This window comes from Prosthecodimorpha hirschii (genome assembly GCF_001305515.1).
Classification (GTDB): domain Bacteria; phylum Pseudomonadota; class Alphaproteobacteria; order Rhizobiales; family Ancalomicrobiaceae; genus Prosthecodimorpha; species Prosthecodimorpha hirschii.
In genome coordinates, this window is the sequence record NZ_LJYW01000001.1 from 3,050,750 (window position 1) to 3,076,535 (window position 25,786).

The 25,786-nt window shown below is 69.1% G+C and carries 22 protein-coding genes; 12 read left to right on the forward strand and 10 right to left on the reverse strand.

The genetic code is table 11. From position 1 onward, the window contains the following. Positions 1-225, forward strand: a 225-nt coding sequence (locus tag ABB55_RS13290) for a transposase (protein ID WP_152982258.1), incomplete at its 5' end; no start/stop codon positions are given. Between the two features lie 1,014 nt (positions 226-1,239). Beyond that, positions 1,240-3,444 (forward strand): glycoside hydrolase family 3 N-terminal domain-containing protein, encoded by a 2,205-nt coding sequence (locus ABB55_RS13295; protein WP_054359234.1) that lies wholly within the window; start codon positions 1,240-1,242, stop codon positions 3,442-3,444. Here ABB55_RS13295 and ABB55_RS13300 read toward each other — a convergent pair. Together ABB55_RS13300 and tam are read right to left on the reverse strand one after the other, a co-directional pair. Next, positions 3,434-3,856, reverse strand: a complete 423-nt coding sequence (locus tag ABB55_RS13300) for a DUF6455 family protein (RefSeq protein WP_054359235.1) — start codon at positions 3,854-3,856, stop codon at positions 3,434-3,436. The genes ABB55_RS13295 and ABB55_RS13300 overlap by 11 nt on opposite strands. Before the next feature lie 158 nt (positions 3,857-4,014). After that, the gene (tam, locus tag ABB55_RS13305) at positions 4,015-4,785 is read right to left on the reverse strand and encodes a trans-aconitate 2-methyltransferase (RefSeq protein ID WP_054359236.1); all 771 of its coding nucleotides are present in this window, start codon (positions 4,783-4,785) and stop codon (positions 4,015-4,017) included. A 231-nt stretch (positions 4,786-5,016) separates the two neighbouring features. On the opposite strand from tam, the gene ABB55_RS28915 reads away from it, so the two are divergent. Together ABB55_RS28915 and ABB55_RS31230 are read left to right on the forward strand one after the other, a co-directional pair. Then, the gene (locus ABB55_RS28915; protein WP_083463595.1) at positions 5,017-5,340 is read left to right on the forward strand and encodes a type II toxin-antitoxin system HigB family toxin; all 324 of its coding nucleotides are present in this window, start codon (positions 5,017-5,019) and stop codon (positions 5,338-5,340) included. Next, positions 5,330-6,502, forward strand: coding sequence for an ImmA/IrrE family metallo-endopeptidase (locus ABB55_RS31230; RefSeq protein ID WP_054359237.1), 1,173 nt, complete (start codon positions 5,330-5,332; stop codon positions 6,500-6,502). The genes ABB55_RS28915 and ABB55_RS31230 overlap by 11 nt, the downstream gene beginning before the upstream one ends. A gap of 1 nt (position 6,503) precedes the next feature. Here the strand turns inward: ABB55_RS31230 and ABB55_RS13315 are convergent, their stop codons facing one another. Continuing rightward, positions 6,504-8,786: a heavy metal translocating P-type ATPase gene (locus ABB55_RS13315; protein WP_054362039.1), complete on the reverse strand. Its 2,283-nt coding sequence runs from the start codon at positions 8,784-8,786 to the stop codon at positions 6,504-6,506. A 178-nt stretch (positions 8,787-8,964) separates the two neighbouring features. Here ABB55_RS13315 and ABB55_RS13320 point away from each other — a divergent pair, with 178 nt between their 5' ends. The 4 genes from ABB55_RS13320 (at position 8,965) to ABB55_RS13330 (ending at position 13,460) form a co-directional block, all read left to right on the forward strand. Beyond that, the gene (locus ABB55_RS13320) at positions 8,965-10,062 is read left to right on the forward strand and encodes an acyltransferase family protein (RefSeq protein WP_276326401.1); all 1,098 of its coding nucleotides are present in this window, start codon (positions 8,965-8,967) and stop codon (positions 10,060-10,062) included. Positions 10,063-10,133: 71 nt separating this feature from the next. Continuing rightward, the gene (locus ABB55_RS31135) at positions 10,134-10,262 is read left to right on the forward strand and encodes a hypothetical protein (protein ID WP_276326402.1); all 129 of its coding nucleotides are present in this window, start codon (positions 10,134-10,136) and stop codon (positions 10,260-10,262) included. Positions 10,263-10,376: 114 nt separating this feature from the next. Continuing rightward, entirely contained in the window at positions 10,377-11,414 is a 1,038-nt protein-coding gene (locus tag ABB55_RS13325) for an aspartate-semialdehyde dehydrogenase (RefSeq protein WP_054359239.1), read from the forward strand. Between the two features lie 162 nt (positions 11,415-11,576). Then, positions 11,577-13,460, forward strand: coding sequence for an ABC transporter ATP-binding protein (locus tag ABB55_RS13330; protein WP_054359240.1), 1,884 nt, complete (start codon positions 11,577-11,579; stop codon positions 13,458-13,460). A 276-nt stretch (positions 13,461-13,736) separates the two neighbouring features. On the opposite strand, the gene ABB55_RS13335 is transcribed toward ABB55_RS13330, so the two are convergent. Both ABB55_RS13335 and ABB55_RS13340 read right to left on the reverse strand, forming a co-directional pair. Continuing rightward, on the reverse strand, positions 13,737-15,797 hold the full coding sequence (locus tag ABB55_RS13335) for a sensor histidine kinase (protein ID WP_054359241.1): 2,061 nt from the start codon (positions 15,795-15,797) through the stop codon (positions 13,737-13,739). 222 nt (positions 15,798-16,019) lie between these two features. Beyond that, positions 16,020-16,511, reverse strand: coding sequence for an Lrp/AsnC family transcriptional regulator (locus ABB55_RS13340; RefSeq protein ID WP_054359242.1), 492 nt, complete (start codon positions 16,509-16,511; stop codon positions 16,020-16,022). A 123-nt stretch (positions 16,512-16,634) separates the two neighbouring features. Here ABB55_RS13340 and ABB55_RS13345 point away from each other — a divergent pair, with 123 nt between their 5' ends. Next, the gene (locus tag ABB55_RS13345; RefSeq protein WP_054362040.1) at positions 16,635-19,064 is read left to right on the forward strand and encodes a transketolase; all 2,430 of its coding nucleotides are present in this window, start codon (positions 16,635-16,637) and stop codon (positions 19,062-19,064) included. 79 nt (positions 19,065-19,143) lie between these two features. Here the strand turns inward: ABB55_RS13345 and ABB55_RS13350 are convergent, their stop codons facing one another. The 3 genes from ABB55_RS13350 to ABB55_RS30350 form a co-directional block, all read right to left on the reverse strand. Next, on the reverse strand, positions 19,144-19,350 hold the full coding sequence (locus ABB55_RS13350) for a DUF1737 domain-containing protein (RefSeq protein ID WP_054359243.1): 207 nt from the start codon (positions 19,348-19,350) through the stop codon (positions 19,144-19,146). A 145-nt stretch (positions 19,351-19,495) separates the two neighbouring features. Next, the gene (locus ABB55_RS13355; protein ID WP_054362041.1) at positions 19,496-20,386 is read right to left on the reverse strand and encodes an HpcH/HpaI aldolase/citrate lyase family protein; all 891 of its coding nucleotides are present in this window, start codon (positions 20,384-20,386) and stop codon (positions 19,496-19,498) included. A gap of 132 nt (positions 20,387-20,518) precedes the next feature. Continuing rightward, entirely contained in the window at positions 20,519-21,670 is a 1,152-nt protein-coding gene (locus ABB55_RS30350; protein ID WP_054359244.1) for a methyl-accepting chemotaxis protein, read from the reverse strand. 339 nt (positions 21,671-22,009) lie between these two features. Between ABB55_RS30350 and ABB55_RS13365 the strand changes: the two genes are divergently transcribed. After that, the gene (locus tag ABB55_RS13365; RefSeq protein ID WP_200912097.1) at positions 22,010-22,396 is read left to right on the forward strand and encodes a RidA family protein; all 387 of its coding nucleotides are present in this window, start codon (positions 22,010-22,012) and stop codon (positions 22,394-22,396) included. Positions 22,397-22,575: 179 nt separating this feature from the next. Here the strand turns inward: ABB55_RS13365 and leuC are convergent, their stop codons facing one another. Beyond that, entirely contained in the window at positions 22,576-23,982 is a 1,407-nt protein-coding gene (gene leuC / locus ABB55_RS13370; protein WP_054359246.1) for a 3-isopropylmalate dehydratase large subunit, read from the reverse strand. A 310-nt stretch (positions 23,983-24,292) separates the two neighbouring features. Here leuC and ABB55_RS13375 point away from each other — a divergent pair, with 310 nt between their 5' ends. Then, on the forward strand, positions 24,293-24,805 hold the full coding sequence (locus ABB55_RS13375) for a L,D-transpeptidase (RefSeq protein ID WP_054359247.1): 513 nt from the start codon (positions 24,293-24,295) through the stop codon (positions 24,803-24,805). 131 nt (positions 24,806-24,936) lie between these two features. Beyond that, complete coding sequence (locus tag ABB55_RS13380; protein ID WP_054359248.1) at positions 24,937-25,263, forward strand: c-type cytochrome; 327 nt, start codon at positions 24,937-24,939, stop codon at positions 25,261-25,263. On the opposite strand, the gene ABB55_RS13385 is transcribed toward ABB55_RS13380, so the two are convergent. Then, on the reverse strand, positions 25,244-25,762 hold the full coding sequence (locus ABB55_RS13385) for an HPP family protein (RefSeq protein ID WP_160321232.1): 519 nt from the start codon (positions 25,760-25,762) through the stop codon (positions 25,244-25,246). The two genes, ABB55_RS13380 and ABB55_RS13385, sit on opposite strands and share 20 nt — an antisense overlap. Between the last annotated feature and the right edge of the window lie 24 nt (positions 25,763-25,786).

Sequence of the window (25,786 nt, forward strand, 5' to 3'; positions counted from 1 at the left end):
CGATTCCGCGGCCAGCGATCCATCCTCGGCGGACGCAAACGCGTCCGCGACGCGCTCTACATGGGCGCTCTCGCGGCCATCCGACATTGCCCCCGTTTCAAGACCTTCTTCCAGACCCTCCGGGATGCCGGCAAGCCCTTCAAGCTCGCCCTCGTCGCCGTCAGCCGTAAACTCCTCGTCACCGCCAACGCCGTCATCCGAGACCAGATTCCTTTCCACGCATGAAAGGTCTCGACACAGTTGCCGGCTCTCCGCTGCGCTCCGGCCGGGGATACACCGAGAGATCGATGCCGATCACGGCAACCGGATCCGTCGCACGCCGTCGCCGCCGGCTTGATCGGAGACCTGGCCGCCGGGTGACGGCGGCCAGGATGGCATCGCAGCACCGGCCGGACGGCTCGAAGACCGCCGAAGCCGCAATCCCGGACAAGGCCCGAAGGGCCGCCGATCCGGGACCCACTCGCGCCGCAGCGGCACCGTGATCGCCCATGGATGTGGTGCGGCAGGTTGAGACGCGAGTAGGCCCCGGCGCTTCGCTCCGCTCCGGCCGGGGATCCGTCGAGAGATCGATTCCGGTCGCGGCAACCGGATCCGTCGCACGCCGTCGCCGCCGGCCTGATCGGAGACCTGGCCGCCGGGTGACGGCGGCCCCGACGGCATCGCAGCACCGGCCGACCCCGCGGCCACCCCCCGAAACCGCAATCCCGGACAAGGCCCGAAGGGCCGCCGATCCGGGACCCACTCGCGCCGCAGCGGCATCAAGATCGCCCATGGATGGGACGCGGTGCGGCACGTTGAGACGCGAGTGGGCCCCGGCGCTTCGCTCCGCTCCGGCCGGGGATCCGTCGAGAGATCGATTCCGGTCGCGGCAACCGGATCCGTCGACCGCCGTCGCCGCCGGCCTGATCGGAGACCTGGCCGCCGGGTGACGGCGGCCAGGATGGCATCGCAGCACAGGCCGACCGCCCGGCCCGCCCCGAAACCGCAATCCCGGACAAAGCCCGAAGGGCCGCCGATCCGGGACCACCTCGCGCCGCAGCGGCACCGCGATCGCCCATGGATGTGGTGCGGCAGGTTGAGACGCGAGTAGGCCCCGGCTCTCCGCTGCGCTCCGGCCGGGGATACACCGAGAGATCGATGCGGATCTCCGCGACCGGTCCCAAGCCGCATCCGGCGCTTGATTTTCGGGCCGCCATGGGGTCTTCGTCCGACCGCGAGGGACGGACGGAGGATCGGTGCATGGCGGCCTGGCGGCGGATCGGAACGGCGTGTTGCGTGGCGCTCGGCGTGTTGGCGGGGAGCCTCACGGCCGGGGCGGCGGACGTGGCGCGCCCGTTCGGGCTCGATCCGGCCGTGGAGCGGCGCATCGACGATCTTCTGGCGCGGATGACGCTCGCCGAGAAGATCGGCCAGCTGCGCCAGGGCGGCTGGTCGCCGGATTTCGACCTCGGCCAGGCCAGCCGGGGCGAGATCGGCTCGCTGACCAATGCCGAGGACCCGCACGAGACCGCGCGCATCCAGAAGGCCGCCCGCTCGTCGCGGCTCGGCATCCCGATCCTGCTCGCCGACAACGTCATCCACGGCTTCCGCACGCTGTTCCCGGTGCCGATCGCGCTGGCCGCCAGCTTCGAGCCCGACCTGGTCGAGGAGGCCTCCGCCTGGGCCGGCCGGGAGGCCCATGCGGCCGGCCTGCACTGGACGCTCGCCCCGATGGTCGATCTTACGCGCGATCCGCGCTGGGGCCGGGTGGTCGAGGGACCGGGGGAGGACCCGGTGCTCGGCGCCGCCATGGCGGCCGCGCAGGTGCGCGGCTTCCTGAAAGGCGGCATCATGGCCTCGCTCAAGCATTATGCGGGCTACGGCGCCGCCGAGGCCGGGCGCGACTACAACACGACCGAGATCTCGCCCGGCACGATGCGCGACATCTACCTGCCGGCCTTCCGGGCCGGGGTCGAGGCCGGCAGCCAGAGCGTCATGGCCGCCTTCAACGCGCTCAACGGCACGCCGGCGACCGCCAATCCGTGGACGCTGCAGACCATCCTCAAGGGCGAATGGGGCTTCGACGGCTTCGTCATCTCCGACTGGGATTCGGTCTGGGAGCTGATGAACCACGGCCATGCCGGGTCGCCCGCCGAGGCCGCGCGGCGCGCCATGCTGGCCGGGCTCGACGTCGAGATGGCCGGCGACATGTTCAAGGAGAACCTCGCCGACGAAGTCGCCGCCGGCCGCATCCCGCCGGCGCGGATCGACGACGCGGTCCGCCGCGTGCTGCGGGTGAAGTTCCGCATGGGCCTGTTCGACCGGCCCGATCCGGACCCGGCGGCGGCCGAGGCGCAGATGCTGACGCCCGCCGCGCGCGAAGCCGCCAAGGCGGCCGCGATCGCCTCCTTCGTGCTCCTCAAGAATGACCGGGACCTGCTGCCGCTCGCCCCGCGCGGCAAGCGCATCGCGCTGATCGGCGGCATCGCCGCCTCGCCGGCCGACCATATGGGCTCCTGGGGCGCCAACGGCCGCCAGGACGATGCGGTCACGCTGGCCACCGCCCTGACCGCCAAGGCGGCGGCCGGCGGCTTCACGGTGACCACTGCGGCCGGCTGCGATCCGGCCTGCCGGTCCGAGGAGGGCTTTGCCGAGGCGGTCGCGGCGGCCCGGTCGGCCGACATGGTCGTGGTCGCGCTCGGCGAGCCGTGGTGGATGACGGCCGAGGGCACGTCGCGCACGCAGCTCGGCCTGCCCAACCGCCAGCAGGCGCTGCTGGAGGCGGTCGCGGCGACCGGCAAGCCGGTCGTGCTGGTGGTGTTCGGCGGCCGGCCGATGACCATCGGCTGGGCGGCCGAGCATGTGCCGGCGATCCTCTATGCCTGGTCGCCGGGCACGATGGGCGGCGCGGCGCTGGCGGAGGTTCTGCTCGGCGAGGCGGCCCCGACCGGGCGCCTGCCGATGACCATGCCGCGCGCGGTCGGCCAGATCCCGCTCTACTACAACCACCTGCCGACCGGCCGGCCGCCGACCGGCGACCACTATTCGTCGAAATATATCGACGAGGAGGTCACGCCGCTGTTCCCCTTCGGCTACGGCCTGACCTACACGCGCTTCGCCTATGCGGATCTGAGGCTCGCCGAACATGTCCTGAAGCCCGGCGATTCCGTCGAGGCCTCGGTCTCGGTGACCAATACCGGACCCCGCGCCGGCCGCGAGACGGTGCAGCTCTACATGCGCGATCCGGTCGCCTCGAAGAGCCGGCCGGTGCGCGAGCTGAAGGCCTTCCGCAAGGTTTCGATCGCGCCGGGCGCGACCGAACGGGTCACCTTCCGGGTCCCGGTCGAGGCTTTCGGCTTCCATCTCGACGACGGGCGCTACGTGGTCGAACCGGGCCGCTTCGAGATCCATGTCGGCGGGTCGGCCACCGACACGATCGGGACCGGGTTCGAAGTCAGGAATTGAGCCCCTGGACGGCCAGATTGCGGATCATGTCCGCGTTCGGGCAGAAATCCGGGGCATGGGCGGCGGCCGTGCCGGCATCGAGTTCGTGCCGGCAGCGGTCCTTCTCGCGGCATTCGGCGCAGTGCAGGGCCATGCGGTCGTAGAGCTGCGGGCGTGCCGTCGCCAGATCGAGCGCCGAGATGTGATGCGAGGCGAGCATGCGCTGCATCAGGCCGCCGGCGAATTCGCCCTGCGCGGCCAGGATCTCGATGTCGTCGCGGCTCAGCCCCGTTTCCGCCGCGAGCCGCATCAATTCGACCTCGTCATCCTCGCCGAGTGCGCCCGGGCGGCCGTCCAGGCGCCGCTGGCGCCACCAGCCGATCACCGTGGCCAGGAAGGCGTTTCGGCGCACGGCATCGTTGACACTGGGCATTTCCACTCCTCCCCGCGGGACCGGCCGGATCCGAAGGCCGCACGCGACCGTTCGGATCGGTCGCGACGACCGGCCGTTGCGCCACTGTGCCGGAGCCGAAGCGCGAAGGATTTGATGGAGATCAACAGAGCCGTGGCGGCGGGCACCGGTCCGGGGCGTCAGCGCCGGGCGACCAGGAACAGGCGCGGGAAGCGGAACAGGACGCGGCCGTCGGCGCGCGGCGGGTAGGCCTCGGCGACCGCGGCCGTGTAGAGCGCGCGAAATTCGGCCGCGAGCGGTGCCGGCAGGGCATCGAGATAGGGCTTGAGGCCGGTCGAGGAGACCATCTCGACGATCGCGGCGGCATCGGCGAGCGGATGGTGATAGGTCGTCAGCCAGACCTGGACATCCGCCGCCTCGGCGCTGAGCCAGTCGTAGAAGGTGTCGGCCGGCGGCAGGCCGGGGCGGCTCGCCACGGCCTCCGAAAGCCGGTCCGCGAAGGCCGGCAGCGCGGCGATCTTGCACATCAGGGCGTGGCTCGGCTCGTCCAGATTGCGCGGCATCTGCACGGCGAGCACCCCGCCCGGCGCCAGGAAGCCCATCAGCCGCGGCAGCACCCGCTCGAGATCCGGCACCCATTGCAGCACCGCATTGGCGAAGATCAGGTCGACCGGCGCGTCCGGCTGCCAGGTGACGAGATCGGCCTCGACGAAGGCGACCCCGGGCAGTTTCCGCCGTGCCGTCGCCAGCATGGCCGGCGAGGTATCGAGACCGACCACCTCGGCCTCCGGCCAACGCCGCACCAGCGGCTCGGTCGAAGCGGCCGCCCCGCAGCCGAGATCGACGATCCGGGCCGGCCGGTCGAGCGGCACGCGCGCGAGCAGATCGAGCACCGGCTGCAGCCGCTCGTCGCCATAGCGCGCATAGAGTTCCGGCTGCCAGTCCGCCATGACCTCGTCTCCGATTGAATGTTGGGCACGGTGACTATCCCGCCTCCGCCGCACCCGCGCCAGACATCCGCCTGCACATGACCGTTGCAGGATCGCCCCCGCTCCCTTGAGATGACGGTCGCCGAACGCGACGCGCCAGGGTGTGACGGGCCTGTCGTTGGTCGACAGGAGGTATGATTGCTCCCATAATGGGAACATTCACTTGACAGATCGATTCGGACCGACCATTTCATGCGTGTCATTGCCAAGCGCACGTTGCAGGAATTCTGGGAGCGGCCCGGCCGGTCAGATGCGGAACAGCCGCTCAAGGCATGGTTCCATGAAGCCGCAAAGGCCACTTGGCACGGTCCGGCCGAGATCAAGCGAACATTCGCATCGGCCAGCATCGTTGCCGACAACCGCGTTGTATTCAATATCGCCGGCAACAAGTATCGCCTCGTCGTTCACATCAATTACGGCCTGCAGATCGTTCTCGTGAAATTCGTTGGAACTCATGCAGAGTATGACGATATCGACGTTCGGACCGTAGGCGGAGGAGGCAGGAATGAACATTAGGCCGATCCGCAGCGAGATCGACTACGATACGGCGCTCGATCGGGTGGCTGCCCTGATGGATGCAGCTCCGGAAAGCCCCGATGCCGACGAGCTCGACGTGCTGACAACTTTGATCGAGCGCTACGAAGCGGATCATCACCGCATCGACGCGCCTTCCCCCACCGAGGCCATCCGCTTCCGGATGGAGCAGGGCGGTTTGAAGCCCAAGGATCTCGAACCGATCCTCGGCAGTCGCTCCCGCGTCTCGGAGATCTTGCGCGGACTGCGACCGCTGACCGTTGACATGGTCCGCAGTCTCAACCGGCATCTCGGCATTCCCCTCGAAAGTCTGGTCGCTCCGTCAGCGTCGCCATCCCGGACCGGGTCGGGCCGGCGCCCCGGGAAGACGGTGCGCTGGCTGGTCGAGCGCGGGCTGATGCGGGATGGCGACGCGCTGGATCAGTTTGTCGCGAGCGCCTTCGGCGGCAGCGCAAGTCCTGTCCTGTTCCGACGCGGCGCGGCATCCCGGACCAATCCGCAGAGCGATCCACTCGCCCTACAGGCTTGGTGTGCGGCCGTGATCCATCAGGCCGGACGGACCGGTTGCGCACCGCTCTCAGCCCCCCGCCCGACCGAGCGGGACCTGCGCGAGATCGCCCGGCTGAGCTGCCAGCACGATGGCCCGGCCCGCGTCGGAGGGGCACTGGCAGGACTTGGCATCGCACTGGTCGTTCTGCCTCATCTGCCGGGAACCCGCCTGGATGGCGCAGCACTGCTCGGGCCGGCCGAAGCCCCCATCGTCGGTCTGACGCTCCGATATGACCGGATCGACAATTTCTGGTTCACCCTGATGCACGAGCTCGCCCATATCCGCCTGCATCTCTCGCCGGATCGCCGGATGATCCTGGACGATCTTTCGCTGCCCGATGCTGATGCGATCGAGCGGGAGGCCGACGAGCTCGCCACCAACAGCTTGATCCCTCCTCACATATGGACTGCCGGCAAAATCGGCCCCACCGCCAAGGCCCGGGACATGATCGCGGTTGCAATCGCGGCCGGCGTTCATCCGGCGATCGCGGCGGGACGGTGGCAGCGCCAGCACGGCGACTATCGGACCTTCTCGAAACTGGTCGGGCACGGCGGCGTCCGCCGTCACTTCGAAGGCTTCGCGGAGCGGCAATAATCTACGCCGCGTGGTCGTAGATGTCCTCTTCCTGGGCGGAGTGGATGCGGACCAGGGCCTCGATGGCTTCGATGGCGCGCTGGGCGTCGCGCAGGACCCAGTGGTCGGTGGTGTCCGGGTCCAGGCTGCCGGCAAGGCGCTCGAGCAGGCGGGCGAGATGCAGGATCTCGCGATGGGCGCGGCTCATGGCGGCGAGGCCGGGGCCGTCGGGGAGCACCCCGCGCAGCATCGGGTAGACCCGGGCCTCGTCGTCGCGCTCGTGGGCGACGACCTTGGCGGCGACCAGCGCGTTGGCCTCGCGCACCAGGATCGCGCCGTCGGCCGGGCTCGCCGCGTCGAGCGCATCGGCGATGTCGCGCAGCCGGTCGAGGGCGCCGGCGAGCGCGGCATGGTCGCGATGCAGCGTCTCGCGCGCCGCCTCGGCGAGCCGGCGCCGGCCGCTGCCGAAGGGCGCGCCGAGCGCGCGCAGCGCGTTCAGGATCACGGCGAGGTCGATCGCCTCCTGCACCAGCGCGCCGGCGACCGGGGTCAGCCAGCCGACGGCCGCGGCCAGCATGGCGACGACGGACAGGCCCATGCCGACCAGGATGCTTTCGAGCGCGATGCGGCGCGTGCGGCGCGCGATCGCCACCGCCTCGGCGACCCGATCGAGCCGGTCGACCAGCACCACCACGTCGGCCGCCTCGGAGGAGGCCGAGGCACCGCGGGCCCCCATGGCGATGCCGACATCGGCGGCGGCGAGCGCGGGCGCATCGTTGATGCCGTCGCCGACCATCAGGGTCGGTGCGATGCGCTGCTCGGTCTTGACCGCGTCGACCTTGTCGGCCGGCACCCGGTCGGCCAGCACGGCATCGATGTCGAGCGCGGCGCCGATGGTCTCGGCGGCATCGGCCCGGTCGCCGGTGACCATCACGATGCGGGCGACGCCGGCCTCGCGCAGGGCGCGGATGGCATGCGGAGCATCGGATTTCAGCTCGTCGGCGAGCAGGATCGCGCCGATCGGGTGATCGTCGACGGCGACGAAGACCGACAGGGCCGACCGCCACGAGGCGCGCCGCTGGGCCCGCGCCGCCCAGTCGGGCGCCGCACGGCCGGCGAAGACCAGGCTGGCCGCCCCGGCCCGCACGCGCCGGTCGCCGACGAGCCCTTCGAGGCCGGCGCCTTGCGTCTCGCGCACATCGGTCGGCATGTCGAGGGCGAGCCCGCGCATCCGCGCGGCATCGACGATGGCGCTGGCGACGACGTGATGGGAGGCCTGCTCGAGCGAGGCGGCAGCGCGCAGAACGGTATCGGCATCCGCGCCGGACGCGGTCTCGATGCCGATCAGCCGGGCGCCGCCGACGGTCAGCGTTCCGGTCTTGTCGAACATCACCGTGCGGGTCCGCGCCAGCCGCTCCAGCGGGCCGCCGCCCTTGACCAGGATGCCGCGCCCGGCGGCCCGGCTGACGCCGGAGACGAAGGCGACCGGCGCGGCGAGGATCAACGGACAGGGCGTGGCGGCGACGAGCACGGCGAGCGCCCGGACCGGATCGCCGGACAGCAGCCAGGCGCCGCCGGCGAGCAGGACCGTGAAGGGCAGGAAGGCCAGGGCGTAGCGGTCCGCCATCCGGACGAAGGGGGCCTTGGCGGATTGCGCCGCCGAGACCATGCGCAGGATGCCGGCATAGGTCGAGCTGCCGGCGGTCGCGCCCGCCACCATCTCGAAGCTGTCGCCGGCATTGACGGTGCCGCTGTGTAGCTTCTCGCCCGGCTCGCGCCGGTTCGGGATCGGCTCGCCGGTCAGCGCGGCCTCGTCGACGATCACGGCACCGTCCGGCGCGATCCCGTCGACCGGCAGGACCTCGCCGGCCCGGACCATCAGGCGATCCCCGACCGCCACGTCGCCGACCGGAATGTCGACCACCTCCTCACCCTGCCGGCGATGGGCCAGGCGCGGGGCGCGGTCGGCCAGCGCGGACAGTTCCCGCTCGGCCCGCCCGATGGCGAAGTCCTCCAGGAGATTGCCGCCGGCATACATCAGCGCCACGACGGCGCCGGCCAGGGTCTCGCCCATCGCGACCGCGGTGGTCATGGACAGGAGCGCGACCGCGTCGACGCCGACGCGGCCGTCCAGGAAGTCGCGTAGGATCGAATAGGCGAGCCCGGCAATGACCGGCACCGTGCCGGCGCCCCACAGGATGCGCGCCCAGCCGGACGCCCCGGCGAGGGCCGCGATCGAGCCGGAGACGAGACCGAGCAGGGCGACGGCCAGCAAGGCGCGCTTGAGGAGACGATCGATCGGCATGGCGACCCCGTTGTCCGACTTGAGCCCCCGGAAGATCCGCAAGGCCTGGACCGGAGCATTGAGTTTCATCAATATTTCCGGGAATGTTCGGACCAGGATTTACCAGACCTATTAGCACGACGGACAGGATTCCGCGCCTAGGATGATCCGGTACGAGATTGCATCTGGAATTCAACGTATGTCAGCCCGCAAGTGTACGCGTTTTGAAGTCCTGGACGCGCTTCGCGGTGTTGCTGCGATCTCGGTCGTCTTGCTTCACATGAACAACTATCTGGTCGGCGGGCCGCTGATGGAAAGCGGCTATCTGGCGGTCGATCTCTTCTTCATCATATCGGGCTTCGTCAATTCCCATGCGCTGAGCCGCATGGTCGAGGCCACCGGTTCGACGCCGGGCTTTCTGCGCGCCCGTCTGCGGCGGCTCTATCCGCTGTTCGCGCTCGGCCTTGCGCTCGGCTTCTCGATCGAACTCGCCAAGGCGCTCGCCGCAGCGGAGCCCGGCCGGGCGGCGACCAAGGCCATCTCGGAACTGGCCGTGTCGATGCTGGCGGTCCCGGACTTCCGCGAGACGATGGTGGTCCCGCTCAATCCGGTCTTCTGGTCGCTGATCCTCGAAGCCCTGGCCTATTGGCTGCACGGCCACGTGCTCTGGTCGATCCCGGCGGCACGGCTCCGGATCGGGGTCGGGATCGGCCTCGCCGGTCTCGTCGGCATCGCCTTCGGGATGGGATCGCTCGATCTCGGAGCCAACCGCGAGACCTTCGCGCTCGCCGCCTATCGGATCGCCTTCGGCTATGCCGCCGGCATGCTGCTCTACCGGCTGTTTCAGGCCGGCCGCCTGCCGCGCCTCGAAACCGGCGGTGCGCTGATCGCCCTGTCGGCGCTGGCCGTCTTCGCCAGTCCGGTGGCGCCGGCCCTGCGGCCGGTCTACGACCTGATCGCGGTTGCGCTGATCTTCCCGATATTGGTCGCAGCGGCGGCTGAAACCGACCTCGACGGCGCGTTGCGCAGCCCGGTTCTGTGGGCCGGGCGCATGTCCTATGCGCTCTACGCCCTGCATGTGCCGATCCTGTTCCTGGTCGTCTTCGTCATCAGGATCACGATCGGCCGCAGCCTTGCCATCGCACCCGACGCGATGCTGTGCCTCGCCTTCATGGCGACGCTGACGCTGGTCACCATTCTGGCTTCCGGTTTCAACCGGCGCCTCGCCGCGGCCGGAGGCGGGATCGAGCCCGCCCTGGCCGCAAGTCGGGGGGTCGATCCGGTCGGCCGGTCTTGACTTTTGCCGGGAATTCGGGCTTTTCGGCCGCGCGCGGTAGACTGTTCCGCGTCGTGGGATTTCATTTCGCCATGCCGTCCGTCGACCCGATCCTCGCCATGACCGTCCGCCCGGCCCGTTCCGGCGCGGCATCGGCGCGCGTCACGGGCATGCCCAAAACCACGACCGGCACGATGACCACGGCGAAAGCCGGCGGCTAGACGCGTCCTTTCCCCCGATGCCCTTCCCCGGCGGGGTGACAGGGCCCCTCAAGAGGTCCGCGCCGTCGGACCGGGAGGACCGGGGGAGCCAAACCGAAATCCGAGGTTCAAGTCATGGGCTACAAGGTCGCTGTCGTCGGCGCCACGGGCAATGTGGGTCGGGAAATGCTGGACATCCTCGCCGAGCGCGGCTTCCCGGCCGACGAGGTCGTGGCGCTCGCCTCCGCGCGTTCGCTCGGCACCGAGGTCTCCTTCGGCGACAAGACGCTCAAGACCAAGGTGCTCGACAACTACGACTTTTCCGACACCGACATCTGCCTGATGTCGGCCGGCGGCTCGGTCTCCAAGGAATGGTCGCCGAAGATCGGCCAGCAGGGCTGCGTCGTGATCGACAATTCCTCGGCCTGGCGTTACGACGCCGAGGTGCCGCTGATCGTGCCGGAGGTGAATGCGGACGCCATCGTCGGCTTCACCAAGAAGAACATCATCGCCAACCCGAACTGCTCGACCGCCCAGCTGGTCGTCGCGCTGAAGCCGCTGCATGACGTGGCCCGGATCAAGCGCGTGGTGGTCGCCACCTACCAGTCCGTCTCCGGCGCCGGCAAGGACGCGATGGACGAGCTGTTCACCCAGACCCGCGCCGTCTTCGTCACCGACCCGATCGAGCCGCAGAAGTTCCCGAAGCGGATCGCCTTCAACCTGATCCCCCATATCGACGTGTTCATGGAGGACGGGTACACGAAGGAAGAGTGGAAGATGATGGTCGAGACCAAGAAGATCCTCGACCCGCGCATCAAGCTGACCGCGACCTGCGTGCGCGTGCCGGTGTTCATCTCTCACGCCGAGGCGGTCAACATCGAGTTCGACCAGCCGATCTCGGCCGAGGAGGCGACCGACATCCTGCGCGAGGCGCCGGGGTGCCTGGTCATCGACAAGCGCGAGCCGGGTGGCTACATCACGCCCTACGAGGCGGCCGGCGAGGACGCGACCTATATCAGCCGCATCCGCGAGGACGCGACCGTCGAGAACGGCCTGTCGATGTGGATCGTCTCCGACAACCTGCGCAAGGGCGCCGCACTCAACGCCGTCCAGATCGCCGAAGTGCTGATCAACCGCAAGCTGATCAAGCCGAAGGCGCGCAAGGCCGCCTGATCCTCCGGAACTGCAGACGGGCTGCGCCCCCGCCGGGAAGCTCCCGCCACAGGACGGTCATGGTCGGCGTCTAGCTGGACGGTTCTCTTCAGAACCGTCCAATCCAGCCCCGTCCAATCCAGCGCCGAGGATCCGCTCGGCGCGCCCGTCCGGGATCCGGCCATGTTCCGTCTGTTCGAATCGCTCGTCCGGCCCACCGGGGCCGGCGCCGCCGGGGCGCCGCCGCGCGGGCTGCTGCCCTTCTACTGGTTCTTCATCCGCCAGGTGCGCGGACTGTTCGCGGCGCTGATCGTCACCGGTCTCGCCCAGGCCGCCGTCGATGCGGCCGTGCCGGTGTTCATCGGCCGTACCGTCCACATGATCTCGACCCTCGAGCGCGACCAGCTGTTCAGCGCCATGCTGCCGACGCTCATCGGCATGGCGGCCGTGATCCTGGTCGTCCGACCGCTGGTGCTGCTGCTCCAGGGTCTGATCCAGCACCAGGCGATCTTCCCGGGCCTGACCAACCTGGTCCGCTGGCAGAGCCACTGGCACGTGGTCCGGCAGAATCTGAGCTTCTTCCAGAACGATTTCGCCGGCCGCATCGGCAGCCGCGTGATGGAGACCGGCTACGCGCTCCGCGCCAGCGCGGTCTCGATGATCTCGGTGGTCTGGTATCTGGTCGCGCTCGGGCTCGCCGCCGGCGTGATCATGGGCGCGGCCGATCCCTGGCTCTTGATCCCGATCGGGCTGTGGACGGCCGGCTATGTCGGCATGCTCGCCTATCTGGTGCCGCGCGTGCGCGAGGCCTCCAAGGCGATCGCCTTCGCGCGCTCCGGCCTGGTCGGCCGCATCGTCGACAGCTACACCAACATCGCCACCGTCAAGCTGTTCGCGCGCGCCGCCCACGAGGACGCCTATGTGCGCGAATCGGTCGACTGGCACACCGAGCGCATGCTGATCCAGATGCGCTGGTTCACGGTGCTGTCGGGCTCGCTCGCCGTGCTGTCCGGCTTCCTGATCGTCGCCACCGGCGCGCTGGCGCTGTGGCTGTGGTCGAAGGGCACCGTCGGGGTCGAGACGATCGCCACCGTGCTGCCGCTGACCCTGCAGATCTCCGGCATTTCCGGCCGCGTCGCCTACGAGGTCACGCAGATCTTCGAGCAGTTCGGCACGGTCCACGAGGGCATGGAGACCATCGCGGTGCCGCACGGTCTGACCGACCGGCCCGATGCCCGCCCGATCACGGTGCCGGCCGGAGCGATCCGGTTCGACCGCATCGCGTTCCACTACGGCCGCACAGGCGGCGTGATCGAGGAACTGAGCCTCTCGGTGAAGCCCGGCGAGAAGATCGGCCTGGTCGGCCGTTCGGGCGCCGGCAAGTCGACCCTCGTCAACCTGCTCTTGCGCTTCTACGACGTCGAAGCCGGCCGCATCCTGATCGACGGCCAGGACATCGCGCTCGCGACGCAGGATTCGCTGCGCGAGCAGATTTCGGTGGTCACCCAGGACACCTCGCTGCTGCACCGCTCGATCCTCGACAACATCCGCTACGGCCGCCCGGATGCGACCGTCGACGAGGTGATGGCGGCCGCCCGGCTCGCCCATGCGCATGAGTTCATCCTCGGCCTGGAGGACTGGCGGGGACGCAGGGGCTACGACGCCCATGTCGGCGAGCGCGGCGTGAAGCTCTCCGGCGGCCAGCGTCAGCGCATCGCCATCGCGCGCGTCATCCTCAAGAACGCGCCGATCCTGATCCTCGACGAGGCGACCTCGGCGCTCGACTCGGAGGTCGAGGCGGCGATCCAGTCGAGCCTGGAGGACCTGATGCGCGGCAAGACCGTGATCGCCATCGCGCACCGGCTGTCGACCATCGCGCGCATGGACCGGCTGGTCATCCTGGAGAAGGGGCAGATCGTCGAGCAGGGCTCGCATGCCGAACTGATCGCGCTCGGCGGGCACTATGCCCGGCTGTGGGAGCGGCAATCGGGCGGCTTCCTGCAGGAAGAGGATGGCGACGAGGCCGCCGGCGCGGCCGAAGTCCGGCCCCCGGCCGCGGTCGCCTGACCGGCCGGGCCGCATCCGGCCGCGCGGCCTTCGGGCGGCGCAGAAAATCGGCCTGCGCCGGGAACGTTTCGGACGCCGGCGCGTTGGTTCATCGTGGAAGTGACTCTACCCCTCCTTGGCTGCGGGCGTTTTCGCGTCCGCAGCCATTTTCATGTCATACCGACGGTCATGGAATGATCGTCGGCATTCGATACGCGAATTTCTCATGCCTCTGACGCCTATGAGAAATCCGCGTTCCTTCAACGGCCCGAGGCGTCACATCCTGGGCCGTCGGTATCAGAGCGGTACGGACTCCGCCGCATCCGGGCCGTCGGGCAGGTCGATGCGCAGCCGGAAGACCACGCCGCCCGGCTCGAACCGGGACTCGCCGGCGCCGAGCGACCGCGACAGTTGCGCGATCAGACGCGAACCGAAGCCGGAACGGACCGGCGGTTCGACGACCGGGCCACCCGATTCCACCCAATCGAGTTGCATCGACCGGCCCTCGCCGGCGTGGACCGGCGCCGACCATCCGACGAAGAGGCGGCCGTCGCTCTGCGACAGCGCGCCGTATTTGACCGCGTTGGTGGTCAGCTCGTGCAGGATCAGCCCGAGCGGAACCGCCATGCCGGCCGGGAGCGTGCAATCCTCGCCGCGGACCGCAATCCGCTCCGGATTGGGCACATGGGCGAGCTCCGAGGCGACCATGCCGGCGAGCGAGACGCCGCGCCACTGGCCGCGCGTCAGCATGTCGTGGGTGCGGGCCAAGGCGCCGAGGCGTTCGGAGAACTTCTGCCGGAAGGCCTCCGGGTCGGGGGTCGAACGGAAGGTCTGCGACGCGATCGCCTGGACATTGGCGAGTGTGTTCTTGACCCGATGGTCGAGTTCGCGCAGCAGCAGGGACTGCTGCTCGGCCGCACGATAGCGATCCGTCACGTCGACCGCGGTGGTCAGGCATAAGCTGCGCCCGTCGGCCAGCGGCTCCAGGGGGACGATCGAAAAGTCCCAGATGCGCGTCTCGCCGCCGACGGTGACGACCTCCCGCTCCATGCCGCCGACGACGGCCGTCTGCCCGAACGGGCTCTGGACCGGATCGTCCGGGCCGTCGCGACGGACATGATCGCGAAGCCATTCGAGGCTGGAGGTCAGCGCGGACCGCGGCAGCCCGGACTGGGCGATCCAGCTGTCGCTGACCGCCAGCACGGTGCCGTCCTCGGCATGCAGCATGAAGGGATGCGGCGCCGCCAGGATGGTCCGGCGCAGGCGCGCCTCGCTCTGCACGGCGTGTTCCTCGCGCCGGCCGAGTTCCGCGCCCATGCGATCGAGCGACTCGGCGATCGCACCGAACTCGTCGCCGCCGGGCATGTCCGAAACCTCGCCGCGGCGGCCCAGGCGCCAGGCTTCGGCCAGGGCCAGCAGGCTGGCGACCGGTTGGCGCACGAAGCTGCGGCCGGCCCACAGGCCGCCGAGAAGGGTCAGCACCGCGCTGGCCAGAATGATCGCGATACCCTGCCGGCGTGCGGCATCGATCGCCGCAAAGGCTGATGCTTCCGCGATGCCGGTGCTCAGATAGAGCCCGGCCGGGGCGAGGGCGGCCGGCTTGTAGGCGATGATGCGGACCGTTCCGTCCTGGCTGCGGGCGCGCTCGACCCCGATCTCGGTGGCACGCACCCAATGCTGAAACGCCTCCGGCACCCGTGTGCCGATGAAGCGCTCCGGATAGGGCGACCGGGCGAGAATCACCCCGTCGGCATCCGCCAGCGTCAATGCGCCTTCCTGCGCCAGCGTCCAGCGGCTCGCCAGTTCGACCAGATGGCGGATCTCCACCGTCGCCACCACGCCGACCGTCTCACCCGACTGAAGGCTCACCGACAGGGCGACCGGCAGGCCGGCGTCGTAGGGTTCCGGACCGAAGCGGGTGAAGCGACCGATCCTGAAGCCCGGCCCGGCGACCACTTCGGACAGGAATTGGGGATCGATCGCCTCGATCTCGCCGGTCCGGCGGGTCTGGCAATGCAGGCTGCGGTCCGCGCCGATCACCATCATGGACCGGATGCTGACCAGATTCTCGCTGACCTCGGCCAGAAAGGTGCTGCAGTTGCCTTCGTCGAACCGGCGCACGCCGCGCGCGGTCGAGACGGCGGTCAGCATCATCCGGGTGCCTTCGAGGAAGCGGTCGAGTTCCGATGTCGCCCGCTGGGTCTGGCGTCGGGCCGCCTCGAGCACCTCGGCTTCGCGCGCCGTACGCAGCTCGCTTTCCAGATAGCCGATCACCGCCAGAGCCGGCAGCCACGCCGCCAGGCCCAACAGCACCAGCCGGGTCGTCAGGCTCAGCCCCGTGCGACGGACCTGCGTCATTCCGGACGGCCACCGCGGAGGCCGCCGGCCGTCCCCACCCGACGATCGACCGCCGCATCGTCCGCGGCGCCGCCGGGCACCTCAGGGATATTCGGTCCGGAACGGAACGGCAGATCATGCATGGCGGCGGCTGTCCTCGGCGTGGCGCTCCCGGTCACAATCAGGCCAAACCGAAAGAAAATCCAGCGCCACGCCCTGCGCCCCGACCCTGCCGGCCTATCCCTACGGTAGGTCGACCGTCAGGCCGTCCAGTGGCAGGGCGGTCTTGTACTTGACCTGCTTCAGCGCAAAACTCGATCTTATGTTGGCAACACCGGGCAGCTTGGACAGTTGATTGACGATAAATCGTTCCAGTGCTTCGATGTCGGGCACGACGATACGGATCAGATAGTCCGCGTCACCTGTCATCAGGTAGCATTCCATGACCTCCTCATAGGCCGATATGGCGCGCTCGAAGCGCTCCAAGGCCTCCTCGACCTGCCGTTCGAGCGTGATCTGCACGAAGACGCTGACGCCGAGGCCGATCCGCCGGGGATCCAGCAGGGTGACATAGCGGCTGATCAGGCCGTCCCGCTCCAGGTTGCGGACGCGCACCAGACAGGGCGAGGCCGACAGATGCACCCGGGCGGCCAGTTCCGCATTGGTCAGACGGGCATCGGCCTGCAATTCGCGCAGGATCTTCACGTCGACCGCATCGATGCGTCCGCGCGGCATGAGCTGTGGTCCTTTTCTCATTCGGCCGCAGACTATGCTGTCGGGGGACGATGAGCCAGCCACATTCGGCAATCCATGCGGGTCGATTCCGGCTATCCTGCGCGGATCATCGAGGACCCCGTCATGCCTGCCGCCGCCGACCCGCGCCTGCCCTTTCTCGCCGCCCTGGAGACCAAGACCCTGTGGCTGGCGACTTGGATGATCCACCACGCCAATCACCTGCGGGATCACGCGGACGGGCTCAAGGTCGGCGGCCACCAGGCCTCCTCGGCCTCGCTGACCACCATCATGACGGCACTCTATGGCGCGGTCCTGCGCCCGGAGGACCGCGTTGCGGTGAAGCCGCATGCCTCGCCTGCCTATCACGCGCTGCACTATCTGTTCGGCCGCCAGTCGGTCGAGAAGATGAAGAATTTCCGTGGCTTCAAGGGCGCGCAGTCGTATCCGTCGCGGACCAAGGACACCGACGACGTCGATTTCTCGACCGGCTCGGTCGGCCTCGGCGTGGCGCAGACGCTGTTCTCGTCGCTGGTGCAGGACTACATCCGCGCCAAGGGCTGGGGCGGCCAGAGTCCGTCGGGCCGGGAGCCGGAAGGCAAGATGGTCGCCCTGATCGGCGATGCCGAGATGGACGAGGGCAACATCTACGAGGCCCTGATCGAGGGCTGGAAGCACGGCCTGCGCAACACCTGGTGGGTGGTCGACTACAACCGCCAGAGCCTCGACGCGGTCGTGCGCGAAGGGCTCTGGGAGAAGCTCGACGCCATGTTCCGCAATTTCGGCTGGGACGTGGTGATCGTGAAATATGGCCGCCTGCAGGAGGCCGCCTTCGCCGAGCCGGGCGGCGCGGCCCTGAGGGCCTGGATCGACGCCTGCCCGAACCAGGACTATTCGGCGCTGTGCTTCCAGGGCGGCCCGGCCTGGCGCAAGCGGCTGACCGACGATCTCGGCGACCAGGGCGAGGTTTCCGCGCTGATCGACCGGCGCAGCGACGCCGAGCTCGCCGCCCTGATGACCAATCTCGGCGGCCACGACCTCGACAGCCTGGTCGAGGCCTTCGAGGCGGCCCGCAGCCACGATCGGCCGACCTGCTTCATCTGCTACACCGTGAAGGGCATGCACCTGCCCCTGCAGGGCCACAAGGACAACCATGCCGGCCTGATGACGCCGGCGCAGATGGATGTGTTCCGCGCCGCCCAGAAGGTCCGCCCCGGCCACGAATGGGACCGCTTCGAGGGGCTGGACATCGCGCCGGCCGCCATGGAGCGGTTCATGGCCGGCGTGCCCTTCTTCGCCTCCGGACCGCGTCGCCGCAAGGCGCCGGTCTACGCCGCTCCGGAAACGCTCAGCTTCACGGCCCAGCCGGTGATGGCGACCCAGCAGGCCTTCGGGTTGATCATGCACGATCTCGCCCGCTCCGACCTGCCGATCGCCCGGCGCATCGTCACCACCTCGCCTGACGTGACGGTCTCGACCAATCTCGGCGCCTGGGTCAACCGGCGCGGCCTGTTCGCCCGCGAGAGCATGGCCGACGTGTTCCGCAAGGAGCGCATCCCGTCGACCTTCGCGTGGGATTTCTCACCCGACGGCCAGCATATGGAACTCGGCATCGCCGAGATGAACCTGTTCATCATGCTGGCCGCGCTCGGGCTCGCCCATTCGATCCACGGCGAGCGGCTGATCCCGATCGGGACGCTCTACGATCCGTTCATCTATCGCGGCGCCGACGCACTCAACTATGCCTGCTATCAGGATGCCCGCTTCCTGCTGGTCGCGACGCCGTCCGGCATCACGCTGGCGCCCGAGGGCGGCGCGCACCAGTCGATCGGCACCCCGCTGATCGGCATGGCGCAGGACGGGCTGGCGGCCTTCGAGCCGGCCTTCGCCGACGAACTCGCCGCCATCATGGCCTGGAGCCTCGACTATCTGCAGCGCGACGGCGCCGACGGCGACAACGAGCCGGATCCGGCCACCTGGCTGCGCGACCGGACCGGCGGCTCGGTCTATCTGCGCCTCTCCACCCGCCCGCTCGAACAGCCGGTGCGCGCGGCCGATGCGGATTTCCGGCGCGGCGTGGTCGACGGTGCCTATTGGCTGCGCAAGCCGGGGCCGAACTGCCAGGTGGTGGTCGCCTATCAGGGCGCGATCGCCCCGGAGGCGATCGAGGCGGTCGGGCTGATGGCGGAGGATCGTCGCGATGTCGGCCTGCTCGCGGTGACCTCGGCCGACCGGCTCAATGCCGGCTGGACGGCGGCGAGCCGGGCGCGCGAGCGCGGCCTCGTCCACGCCCGCTCGCATGTCGAGACCCTGCTCGCCGACCTGCCGCGCGAGGCCGGCATCGTCACCGTGCTCGACGGCCATCCGGCCACGCTCGGCTGGCTCGGCGCGGTCCATGGCCACCGGACGCGGCCGCTCGGGGTCGAGCATTTCGGTCAGACCGGCACGCTCGCCGACCTCTATCGCCATCACGGCATCGACGCCAACGCGATCATGGCCGCCGCGCACGGGCTCGCCCCCGGCCGCCCGATGCGCCACCTGCGCGCGATCGGCTGACGCGGCTGATACCAACGGCCGATCATGCCATGACCGCCGGTATGACACGGCGGCCGGCCTCGACCGTCGCGGCGTCGGTTCAGTAGTCCGACAGCACGATGTCGTCGCTGTAGTCGACGTCCGGCACGTCCTTGACGATCGCCTGACCGCAGATGACCCGGCCCTTGACGGAATCATAGGTCAGAGTCGGATCGCCGGCGAGCTGCCAGCCCCTGTTGAGCGCGGCGGTGACGCGCTTGCAGAAGGCTGCATCGTCGGGGCCGGTCAGGTAGCGGTAGAGTTTCATGTGAAACCTTGGTTAACGGCGTTCGTGGTCCAGCGGACCATCCGACCTGAAGGGATCGGACGATCCGCTGCATATTTTTGTTTGCGCAAGCTTTTTCCGATCAGAGCGGGCCGCTCTGATCGGACCTTGCTCCAGCCGCCCGGCCTCAGGCCGCCGCAGGCGTGGCGGTCAGACCGCGCACCATGGCGACGGTGCGCTGCGCCATTTCGGCATGCAGCAGTTCGACCATCCGGCCCTCGACGGTGATCACGCCCTTGCCGGCATTCTCCGGCAGGGCGAAGGCGGCGATGATCTTCTCGGCCCATTCGACCTCGGTCGCGGTCGGCGAGAAGACCTCGTTGGCGACGGCGATCTGCTTGGGATGGATCAGCGTCTTGCCGTCCATGCCGAGATCGCGGCCCTGCGCGCATTCCTCGCGGAAGGCGGCCATATCCTCGAAGTCGTTGAAGACGCCGTCGATCACGTCGAGGCCATGGGCGCGGGCGGCCTGAACGGTCTGCGACAGCCAGGTGATCATCGGCAGCCGGCCACGCACGATGCGCGCCCGCGTCTCCTTGGCCAGATCGTTGGTGCCGAGCACCATGGCGGCGAAGCGCCGGCCGGCCGGGAAGCCGACCGAAGCCGCGATCGCCGCCGCATTCAGGATGCCCATCGGGGTTTCCATCATGGCCCAGATGCGCGTCTCGGCCGCGGCCCCGTTCATGTCGAGAAAATCGCCGATCTGGTAGATGTCGTCGGCGAAGGAGACCTTCGGCACCAGGATGGCGTGCGGGCCTGCCGCCGCGGCGGCCTTCAGGTCGGCCTTGCCCCAGGGCGTATCGAGACCGTTGATCCGGATCACGAGTTCGCGGTCGCCGTAGCCGCCGTCCTGGACGGCGCGGCAGACCTGCTCGCGGGCGATCTCCTTGGCGTCGGGCGCGACGGCGTCCTCGAGATCGAGGATCAGCGCATCGGCCTCGAGCGTCTTGGCCTTTTCAAGCGCACGGGCATTGGAACCCGGCATGTAGAGCACGCTGCGGCGCGGGCGGAAGGTCATCGTCGGCGCTCCGGACACGATCATCCGGCCGAAAGTAGAGCCGACCGCTCGTTCCCGCAATGCACCATTGGGATGCCGGCCATCGGACGTGACGGGCCCCGCAGCCCGGGCGGGCGGCGGGGCCGACAGGCGTCACCCGGCACGCCGCTGGTTGTTGAGAGCGGCGACGTTGTCGCGGATCTGGGCCGTATAGTCGTCGATGGTCCGGGCCATGACATGGGTCTGCTGGGACACGCTGTTGACCCGGCTGGCGATCTCCTGCGTGGCGCCGTTCTGCTGGGCGATGGCGGCGGCGATGCCGGCCGCGATCTCGCGGGCGTGACCGGTGACGGTGGTGATCTCCTTGATCGCCGCGGCCGCGCGCTGCGCCTCCTGCTCGAAGCCGGCCAGCTGGGTGGCGATTTCCTGCGTGGCGCGTCCCGACTGGGTGGCGAGCGCCTTGACCTCGTTGGCGACGACCGCGAAGCCGCGGCCGAACTCGCCGGCGCGCGCCGCTTCGATCGTGGCGTTCAGCGCGAGCAGATTGGTCTGGCCGGCGATGCCTTCGATCAGCTTCAGCACGTCGGTGATCCGCGCGACCGAAGCCACCAGGGTCTCGACGATCTGGGCGGTGACGCCGGCATGCTCCGACGCCTTGGTGGAGGCGATGGCGGAATCGTTGACCTTGCCCGAGATCTCGCCGATCGACGCGGCCAGTTGCTCGGTCGCCGAAGCGATCGTCTGCACGTTGCCGGCCGCCTCCGCCGCCGCGCCGCCGATCGCCTGGCTCATCGTGCCGGCCAGATCGGACACCTTGCTCTGCAGTGCGACCTGCTCGCGGGCCCGCAATTCGCCGACTTTCTGATCGTGAATGTCGATCAGCGACCCGCAGGCCCGAAGCGGGATGCCGCTGGAATCGCGCGTGACGCCGCCGACGGCGCGGAACCAGCGATAGCTGCCGTCCTTGACCTTCAGCCGGTAGGACACGTCGTAGCCGGTGCGGCCGCTGCGATCGTCCATGCAGGCCATGAAGGCATTGAAGGTGGCCGCGGAATCGTCGGGATGCAGGCGGTCCGCCCAGGAGCCGACCAGATCCGGGAAGCCGTAGGTGTCGTCCGGCGCGAAGCCGCACAGCCGGCGGAACTCCTCCGACCAGCGCCACTTGCTGTCGCGGCTCATCGGGTCGCCATTGACCAGGACCACATCCCAAAGGCCGATGCCCGCATGGCGGCTCAGAAGCGACCAGAGTTCCTGATAGTCGTTGTCGACCGACTGGTCCTTCTTCGCAAAAAAGAGCAGTGCCATGTTTCCTCCGGGGGGCGGCTCTTGCATCCCGCCTGTTGTCGGTCCGACGTTCGGATCGCGTCCAAGTCTCCCTCGGCTCCGAAACCCGCGCGATGCGTCGATCACCGGCGCGCTGCGCCGAGGCGCAGACCGCTGCCCGTGCGGCGCACCGCCATTCGGGTTGGGGAGAGATCCGTTACGTTTCAGATCGTTGTCGATATTGTTTAAGGTGTCGTAAAATTTCAAAAAATTGCACTTTTTCGATCGACGCAGCCGATCGATCTTGAAAGACATCACCGGCCCGGAAGACGAGCGACCGGCCGGCACTCCGGATATCTTCAGAGGAACACCCGCATGCCCATCGCCTTCCACATGATCGCCGGAGCGCCGGAACCGGTCGCGACCTTCAGCCATGCGACCGAGATCGACGGCTGGGTCTTCGTCACCGGCCAGATGCCGACCATACCCGGCCGACCCGACGACCCGCTCGCCGAGGGAATTGCGGCGCAGACCGTGCAGGTCATGGAAAACCTGAAGACAGTCTTGGGCGGGCTCGGCCTGACGCTCGCCGACGTCACCATGGCGCGCGCCTACCTCCTGCATTTCGATCGCGACTACGCGGCCTTCAATGCGGTCTACAAGGGCTTCTTTGCAGAAGGAAAGCTGCCGGCCCGCACCTGCGTCGGCGTCTCCGGGCTGGCCAAGGGTGCGCTGGTCGAGGTCGATCTGATCGCCCGGCGGGGGTGACGGGCGAGGTCCTCGCCGGCCCGGCGGCATGGCGCGGCGCGCGGCGGCAAGGCCCGCATACCCCCGGCCGGCGGCGCGGATGCGCGCGCCGCGGATGCTCGGCCCCTCCCCCGGGCCACACATGAAAAGAGCGCCCGGACGGATCCGGGCGCTCTCGAACGGTCGGCAACTGGCTTCGATCAGCCGAGCGTGCGGATGTCCACGAAGCGGCCGGCGATCGCGGCGGCGGCGGCCATCGCGGGCGAGACCAGGTGGGTGCGGCCCTTGAAGCCCTGGCGGCCTTCGAAATTGCGGTTCGAGGTCGAGGCACAGCGCTCGCCCGGATCGAGCCGGTCGGCATTCATGGCCAGACACATGGAACAGCCCGGCTCGCGCCATTCGAAGCCGGCCGCCTTGAAGATCGCGTCCAGGCCCTCGGCCTCGGCCTGCGCCTTCACCAGGCCGGAGCCCGGCACGATCATGGCGAGCTTGATCGACGGGGCGACGGTCTTGCCGGCGACCATGGTGGCGACGGTGCGCAGATCCTCGATGCGGCCGTTGGTGCAGGAGCCGATGAAGATCTTGTCGAGCGGGATATCGGTGATCGGGGTGCCGGGCTTCAGGCCCATATAGTCGAGTGCGCGGCGCTTGGAGCTGCGCTTGTTCTCGTCGGCGATCGCTTCGGGGTCCGGCACCGTACCGGTCACCGCGACCACGTCCTCGGGGCTGGTGCCCCAGGAGACGATCGGCGGCAGGTTGGCGGCGTCGAGGCGGATTTCCTTGTCGAAATGCGCGCCCTCGTCGGAGAACAGCGTCTTCCAATAGGCGAGCGCCTGCTCGAGCTGCTCGCCCGTGGGCGCCTTCGGCTTGCCGAGGATATACGCGAAGGTCTTCTCGTCCGGCGCGATCAGGCCCGCCCGCGCGCCGCCCTCGATCGACATGTTGCAGACCGTCATGCGGCCTTCCATCGACAGCGAGCGGATCGCCTCGCCGGCATATTCGATGACGTGGCCGGTGCCGCCGGCGGTGCCGATCTCGCCGATGATGGCCAGGATGATGTCCTTGGCGCCGACGCCTTCGGGCAGCTGCCCATCGACGATGACGCGCATGTTCTTCGCCTTGTTCTGCACCAGCGTCTGGGTGGCGAGCACATGCTCGACCTCGGACGTGCCGATGCCGTGGGCGAGCGCCCCGAAGGCGCCGTGGGTCGAGGTGTGGCTGTCGCCGCACACGATGGTCATGCCCGGCAGGGTGAAGCCCTGTTCGGGGCCGACGACATGGACGATGCCCTGCCGGCTGTCGAGCTCGTTGTAGTACTCGACGCCGAACTCCTCGGCATTGCGCGCCAGGGTCGCCACCTGCAGGGCGCTCTCCGGATCGTCGATGCCGTGGCTGCGGTCGGTGGTCGGCACGTTGTGGTCGACGACCGCCAGCGTCTTCTGCGGCGCGTGGACCTTGCGATGGGCGACGCGCAGGCCCTCGAAGGCCTGCGGGCTGGTGACCTCGTGCACCAGATGACGGTCGATATAGAGAAGGCAGGTTCCATCCGGCTGGGTGTCGACGACGTGATCGTCCCAGATCTTGTCGTAGAGGGTGCGCGGGGCCATGCCTTCGTCTCCGTACGGTCGCTCGCCCGGCCGGCTCTGATGTCGCTCGGGCGTCATAGGGTCGGGCGTGAATACCTGAAACCGACCGCGGACGGAAGTCAAAGTCGCGCCTTCCATGCGCATGACGAGCCTGCATCCGATGCCGGCGCACCGGTCCGCCGATCGGCCCGCGCTGCCCTGGCCCCGCCCGGGCCCCCGCAAAATCCCGCATGAACCGTTCGTGAACCACGTCTCCTAGGCAATATTCAAGTTCTGTCGTTTACTGAATGTGCCGGAAGGTCTTTTGACCGGGACGCTTTCGGAGGGAGTCATGCGTATTTCACATCTTCGCAAGGTCTTGGCCGGTGCCGTGCTGCTGGCCGCTTTCGCCTTCGCACCGGCGGCCGTCGCGGGCGACACGGTCGCATTCGATTCGAGCTATGCCGCCGGCACCATCGTCATCAAGACGGGCGAGCGGAAGCTCTATTATGTCACCGGTCAGGGCCAGGCGATCCGCTACCCGATCGCGGTCGGCATGCCGGGCCGCGAATGGACCGGCACCAACACGGTGGCGCGCAAGGAGGTCAACCCGACCTGGCAGCCCCCGGCCGCCGTCCGGGCCGACAAGCCCGGCCTGCCGAGCCTGATCCCGCCGGGGCCGTCGAACCCGCTCGGACCGCGCGCGATGGTGCTGGCCTGGGGCGAATACGCCATCCACGGCACGAACAAGCGCAGCTCGATCGGCACCCGCGCCTCCTACGGCTGCATCCGCATGTACAACGAGCATGTCGTCGAGTTGTTCGACCGCGTCTCGGTCGGAACGCCGGTCGTCGTCCTGCGCTGACGGTCCCAACCGCGCGACCCCCGTATTAATTCAGATGACCGCCCGCGGGTCGGTGGCTAGGCTGGTGAGCCAAGCCCCGGCAGCGGGCGGTGCGCCCAGCGGCGGGCGGTTCTGTTTCGAGGAGGAAGCGCATGCGTCGATGGTGTCTTGCGGGTCTGACGGCCGCTCTCGCACTGGCGACCGTCCCGGCCGGCGCCGCCGGGCCGGACGCTGCCAACGGCGCGCGGCTGGCCAAGCGCTGGTGCGCGGAATGCCATGTCGTCGCGCCCGGGCAGGCCCAGGCCAGTGCCGATGTGCCGGCCTTCTCGGCCATCGCGGCCGACCCGGCCAAGACGGTCGAGCTGCTGACGACCGTGCTGACGGTGCCCGAAAAGGCGCATACCCGCATGCAGAACCTGAATCTGTCGCGCGTCGAGATCGCCGACCTGATCGCCTACATCAAGACCCAGAAGCCCTGACGGATCCGCGGCCGAAGCGATAGAGCCAGGCCGCAGCCGCAACCACGACCGCGCCGATCGCCACCGAGGCGACCGCCGTCGCCGGATCCGCGCCGACGATCAGGATCGGATCGCCGCCGGCGGGTGGCTGCATGCAATGCAGCGCCTGCATGACCACGATCGAAAGGCCGACCGCGACGGCCGCGGCCCAGGGCGAAGGACCGAGCAGGGCGGCGACGGCCCATCCGGTCAGGCTCGAGACGGCGTGACCGGCCAGGATGACGCGCGGGCGGGCGAAAGCGCTGTCGGGCAGCAGGAAGGCGACGATCACGGTCGAGCCGAGCGAGGACGCGAGGTGGCCGATGCCGGTCGCGCTCTGCAACGCGACGATCGCCGTCAGGCACAATCCGGCCAGGACCGCAGCCCGGGCCGCCGCGCCGACCCCGGTCGGAACGGCAACAAGATCACGCAGGCGGAAGAGCGTTCTCGCCGTCCGGGACGGCCCATGGGTGTCGGTCATGGCGCCGATCATGCACGATCCCGG

What these genes read in the sequence shown, in the direction of transcription:
- ABB55_RS13340 (WP_054359242.1), bottom strand. Translation starts at nt 16,511, where the DNA reads ATGCCGCGCGGACGCATCGATGCGGTCGACGTGAAGATCCTGCGCGAA.
- ABB55_RS13300 (WP_054359235.1), bottom strand. Translation starts at nt 3,856, where the DNA reads ATGCCCAGTGTCAACGATGCCGTGCGCCGAAACGCCTTCCTGGCCACG.
- ABB55_RS28915 (WP_083463595.1), top strand. Translation starts at nt 5,017, where the DNA reads ATGCGTGTCATTGCCAAGCGCACGTTGCAGGAATTCTGGGAGCGGCCC.
- ABB55_RS13320 (WP_276326401.1), top strand. Translation starts at nt 8,965, where the DNA reads ATGTCAGCCCGCAAGTGTACGCGTTTTGAAGTCCTGGACGCGCTTCGC.
- ABB55_RS13335 (WP_054359241.1), bottom strand. Translation starts at nt 15,797, where the DNA reads ATGACGCAGGTCCGTCGCACGGGGCTGAGCCTGACGACCCGGCTGGTG.
- ABB55_RS13330 (WP_054359240.1), top strand. Translation starts at nt 11,577, where the DNA reads ATGTTCCGTCTGTTCGAATCGCTCGTCCGGCCCACCGGGGCCGGCGCC.
- ABB55_RS31135 (WP_276326402.1), top strand. Translation starts at nt 10,134, where the DNA reads ATGCCGTCCGTCGACCCGATCCTCGCCATGACCGTCCGCCCGGCCCGT.
- ABB55_RS13295 (WP_054359234.1), top strand. Translation starts at nt 1,240, where the DNA reads ATGGCGGCCTGGCGGCGGATCGGAACGGCGTGTTGCGTGGCGCTCGGC.
- ABB55_RS13315 (WP_054362039.1), bottom strand. Translation starts at nt 8,786, where the DNA reads ATGCCGATCGATCGTCTCCTCAAGCGCGCCTTGCTGGCCGTCGCCCTG.
- ABB55_RS30350 (WP_054359244.1), bottom strand. Translation starts at nt 21,670, where the DNA reads ATGGCACTGCTCTTTTTTGCGAAGAAGGACCAGTCGGTCGACAACGAC.
- ABB55_RS13385 (WP_160321232.1), bottom strand. Translation starts at nt 25,762, where the DNA reads ATGACCGACACCCATGGGCCGTCCCGGACGGCGAGAACGCTCTTCCGC.
- ABB55_RS13325 (WP_054359239.1), top strand. Translation starts at nt 10,377, where the DNA reads ATGGGCTACAAGGTCGCTGTCGTCGGCGCCACGGGCAATGTGGGTCGG.
- leuC (WP_054359246.1), bottom strand. Translation starts at nt 23,982, where the DNA reads ATGGCCCCGCGCACCCTCTACGACAAGATCTGGGACGATCACGTCGTC.
- ABB55_RS13350 (WP_054359243.1), bottom strand. Translation starts at nt 19,350, where the DNA reads ATGAAACTCTACCGCTACCTGACCGGCCCCGACGATGCAGCCTTCTGC.
- ABB55_RS31230 (WP_054359237.1), top strand. Translation starts at nt 5,330, where the DNA reads ATGAACATTAGGCCGATCCGCAGCGAGATCGACTACGATACGGCGCTC.
- ABB55_RS13375 (WP_054359247.1), top strand. Translation starts at nt 24,293, where the DNA reads ATGCGTATTTCACATCTTCGCAAGGTCTTGGCCGGTGCCGTGCTGCTG.
- ABB55_RS13380 (WP_054359248.1), top strand. Translation starts at nt 24,937, where the DNA reads ATGCGTCGATGGTGTCTTGCGGGTCTGACGGCCGCTCTCGCACTGGCG.
- ABB55_RS13345 (WP_054362040.1), top strand. Translation starts at nt 16,635, where the DNA reads ATGCCTGCCGCCGCCGACCCGCGCCTGCCCTTTCTCGCCGCCCTGGAG.
- tam (WP_054359236.1), bottom strand. Translation starts at nt 4,785, where the DNA reads ATGGCGGACTGGCAGCCGGAACTCTATGCGCGCTATGGCGACGAGCGG.
- ABB55_RS13355 (WP_054362041.1), bottom strand. Translation starts at nt 20,386, where the DNA reads ATGACCTTCCGCCCGCGCCGCAGCGTGCTCTACATGCCGGGTTCCAAT.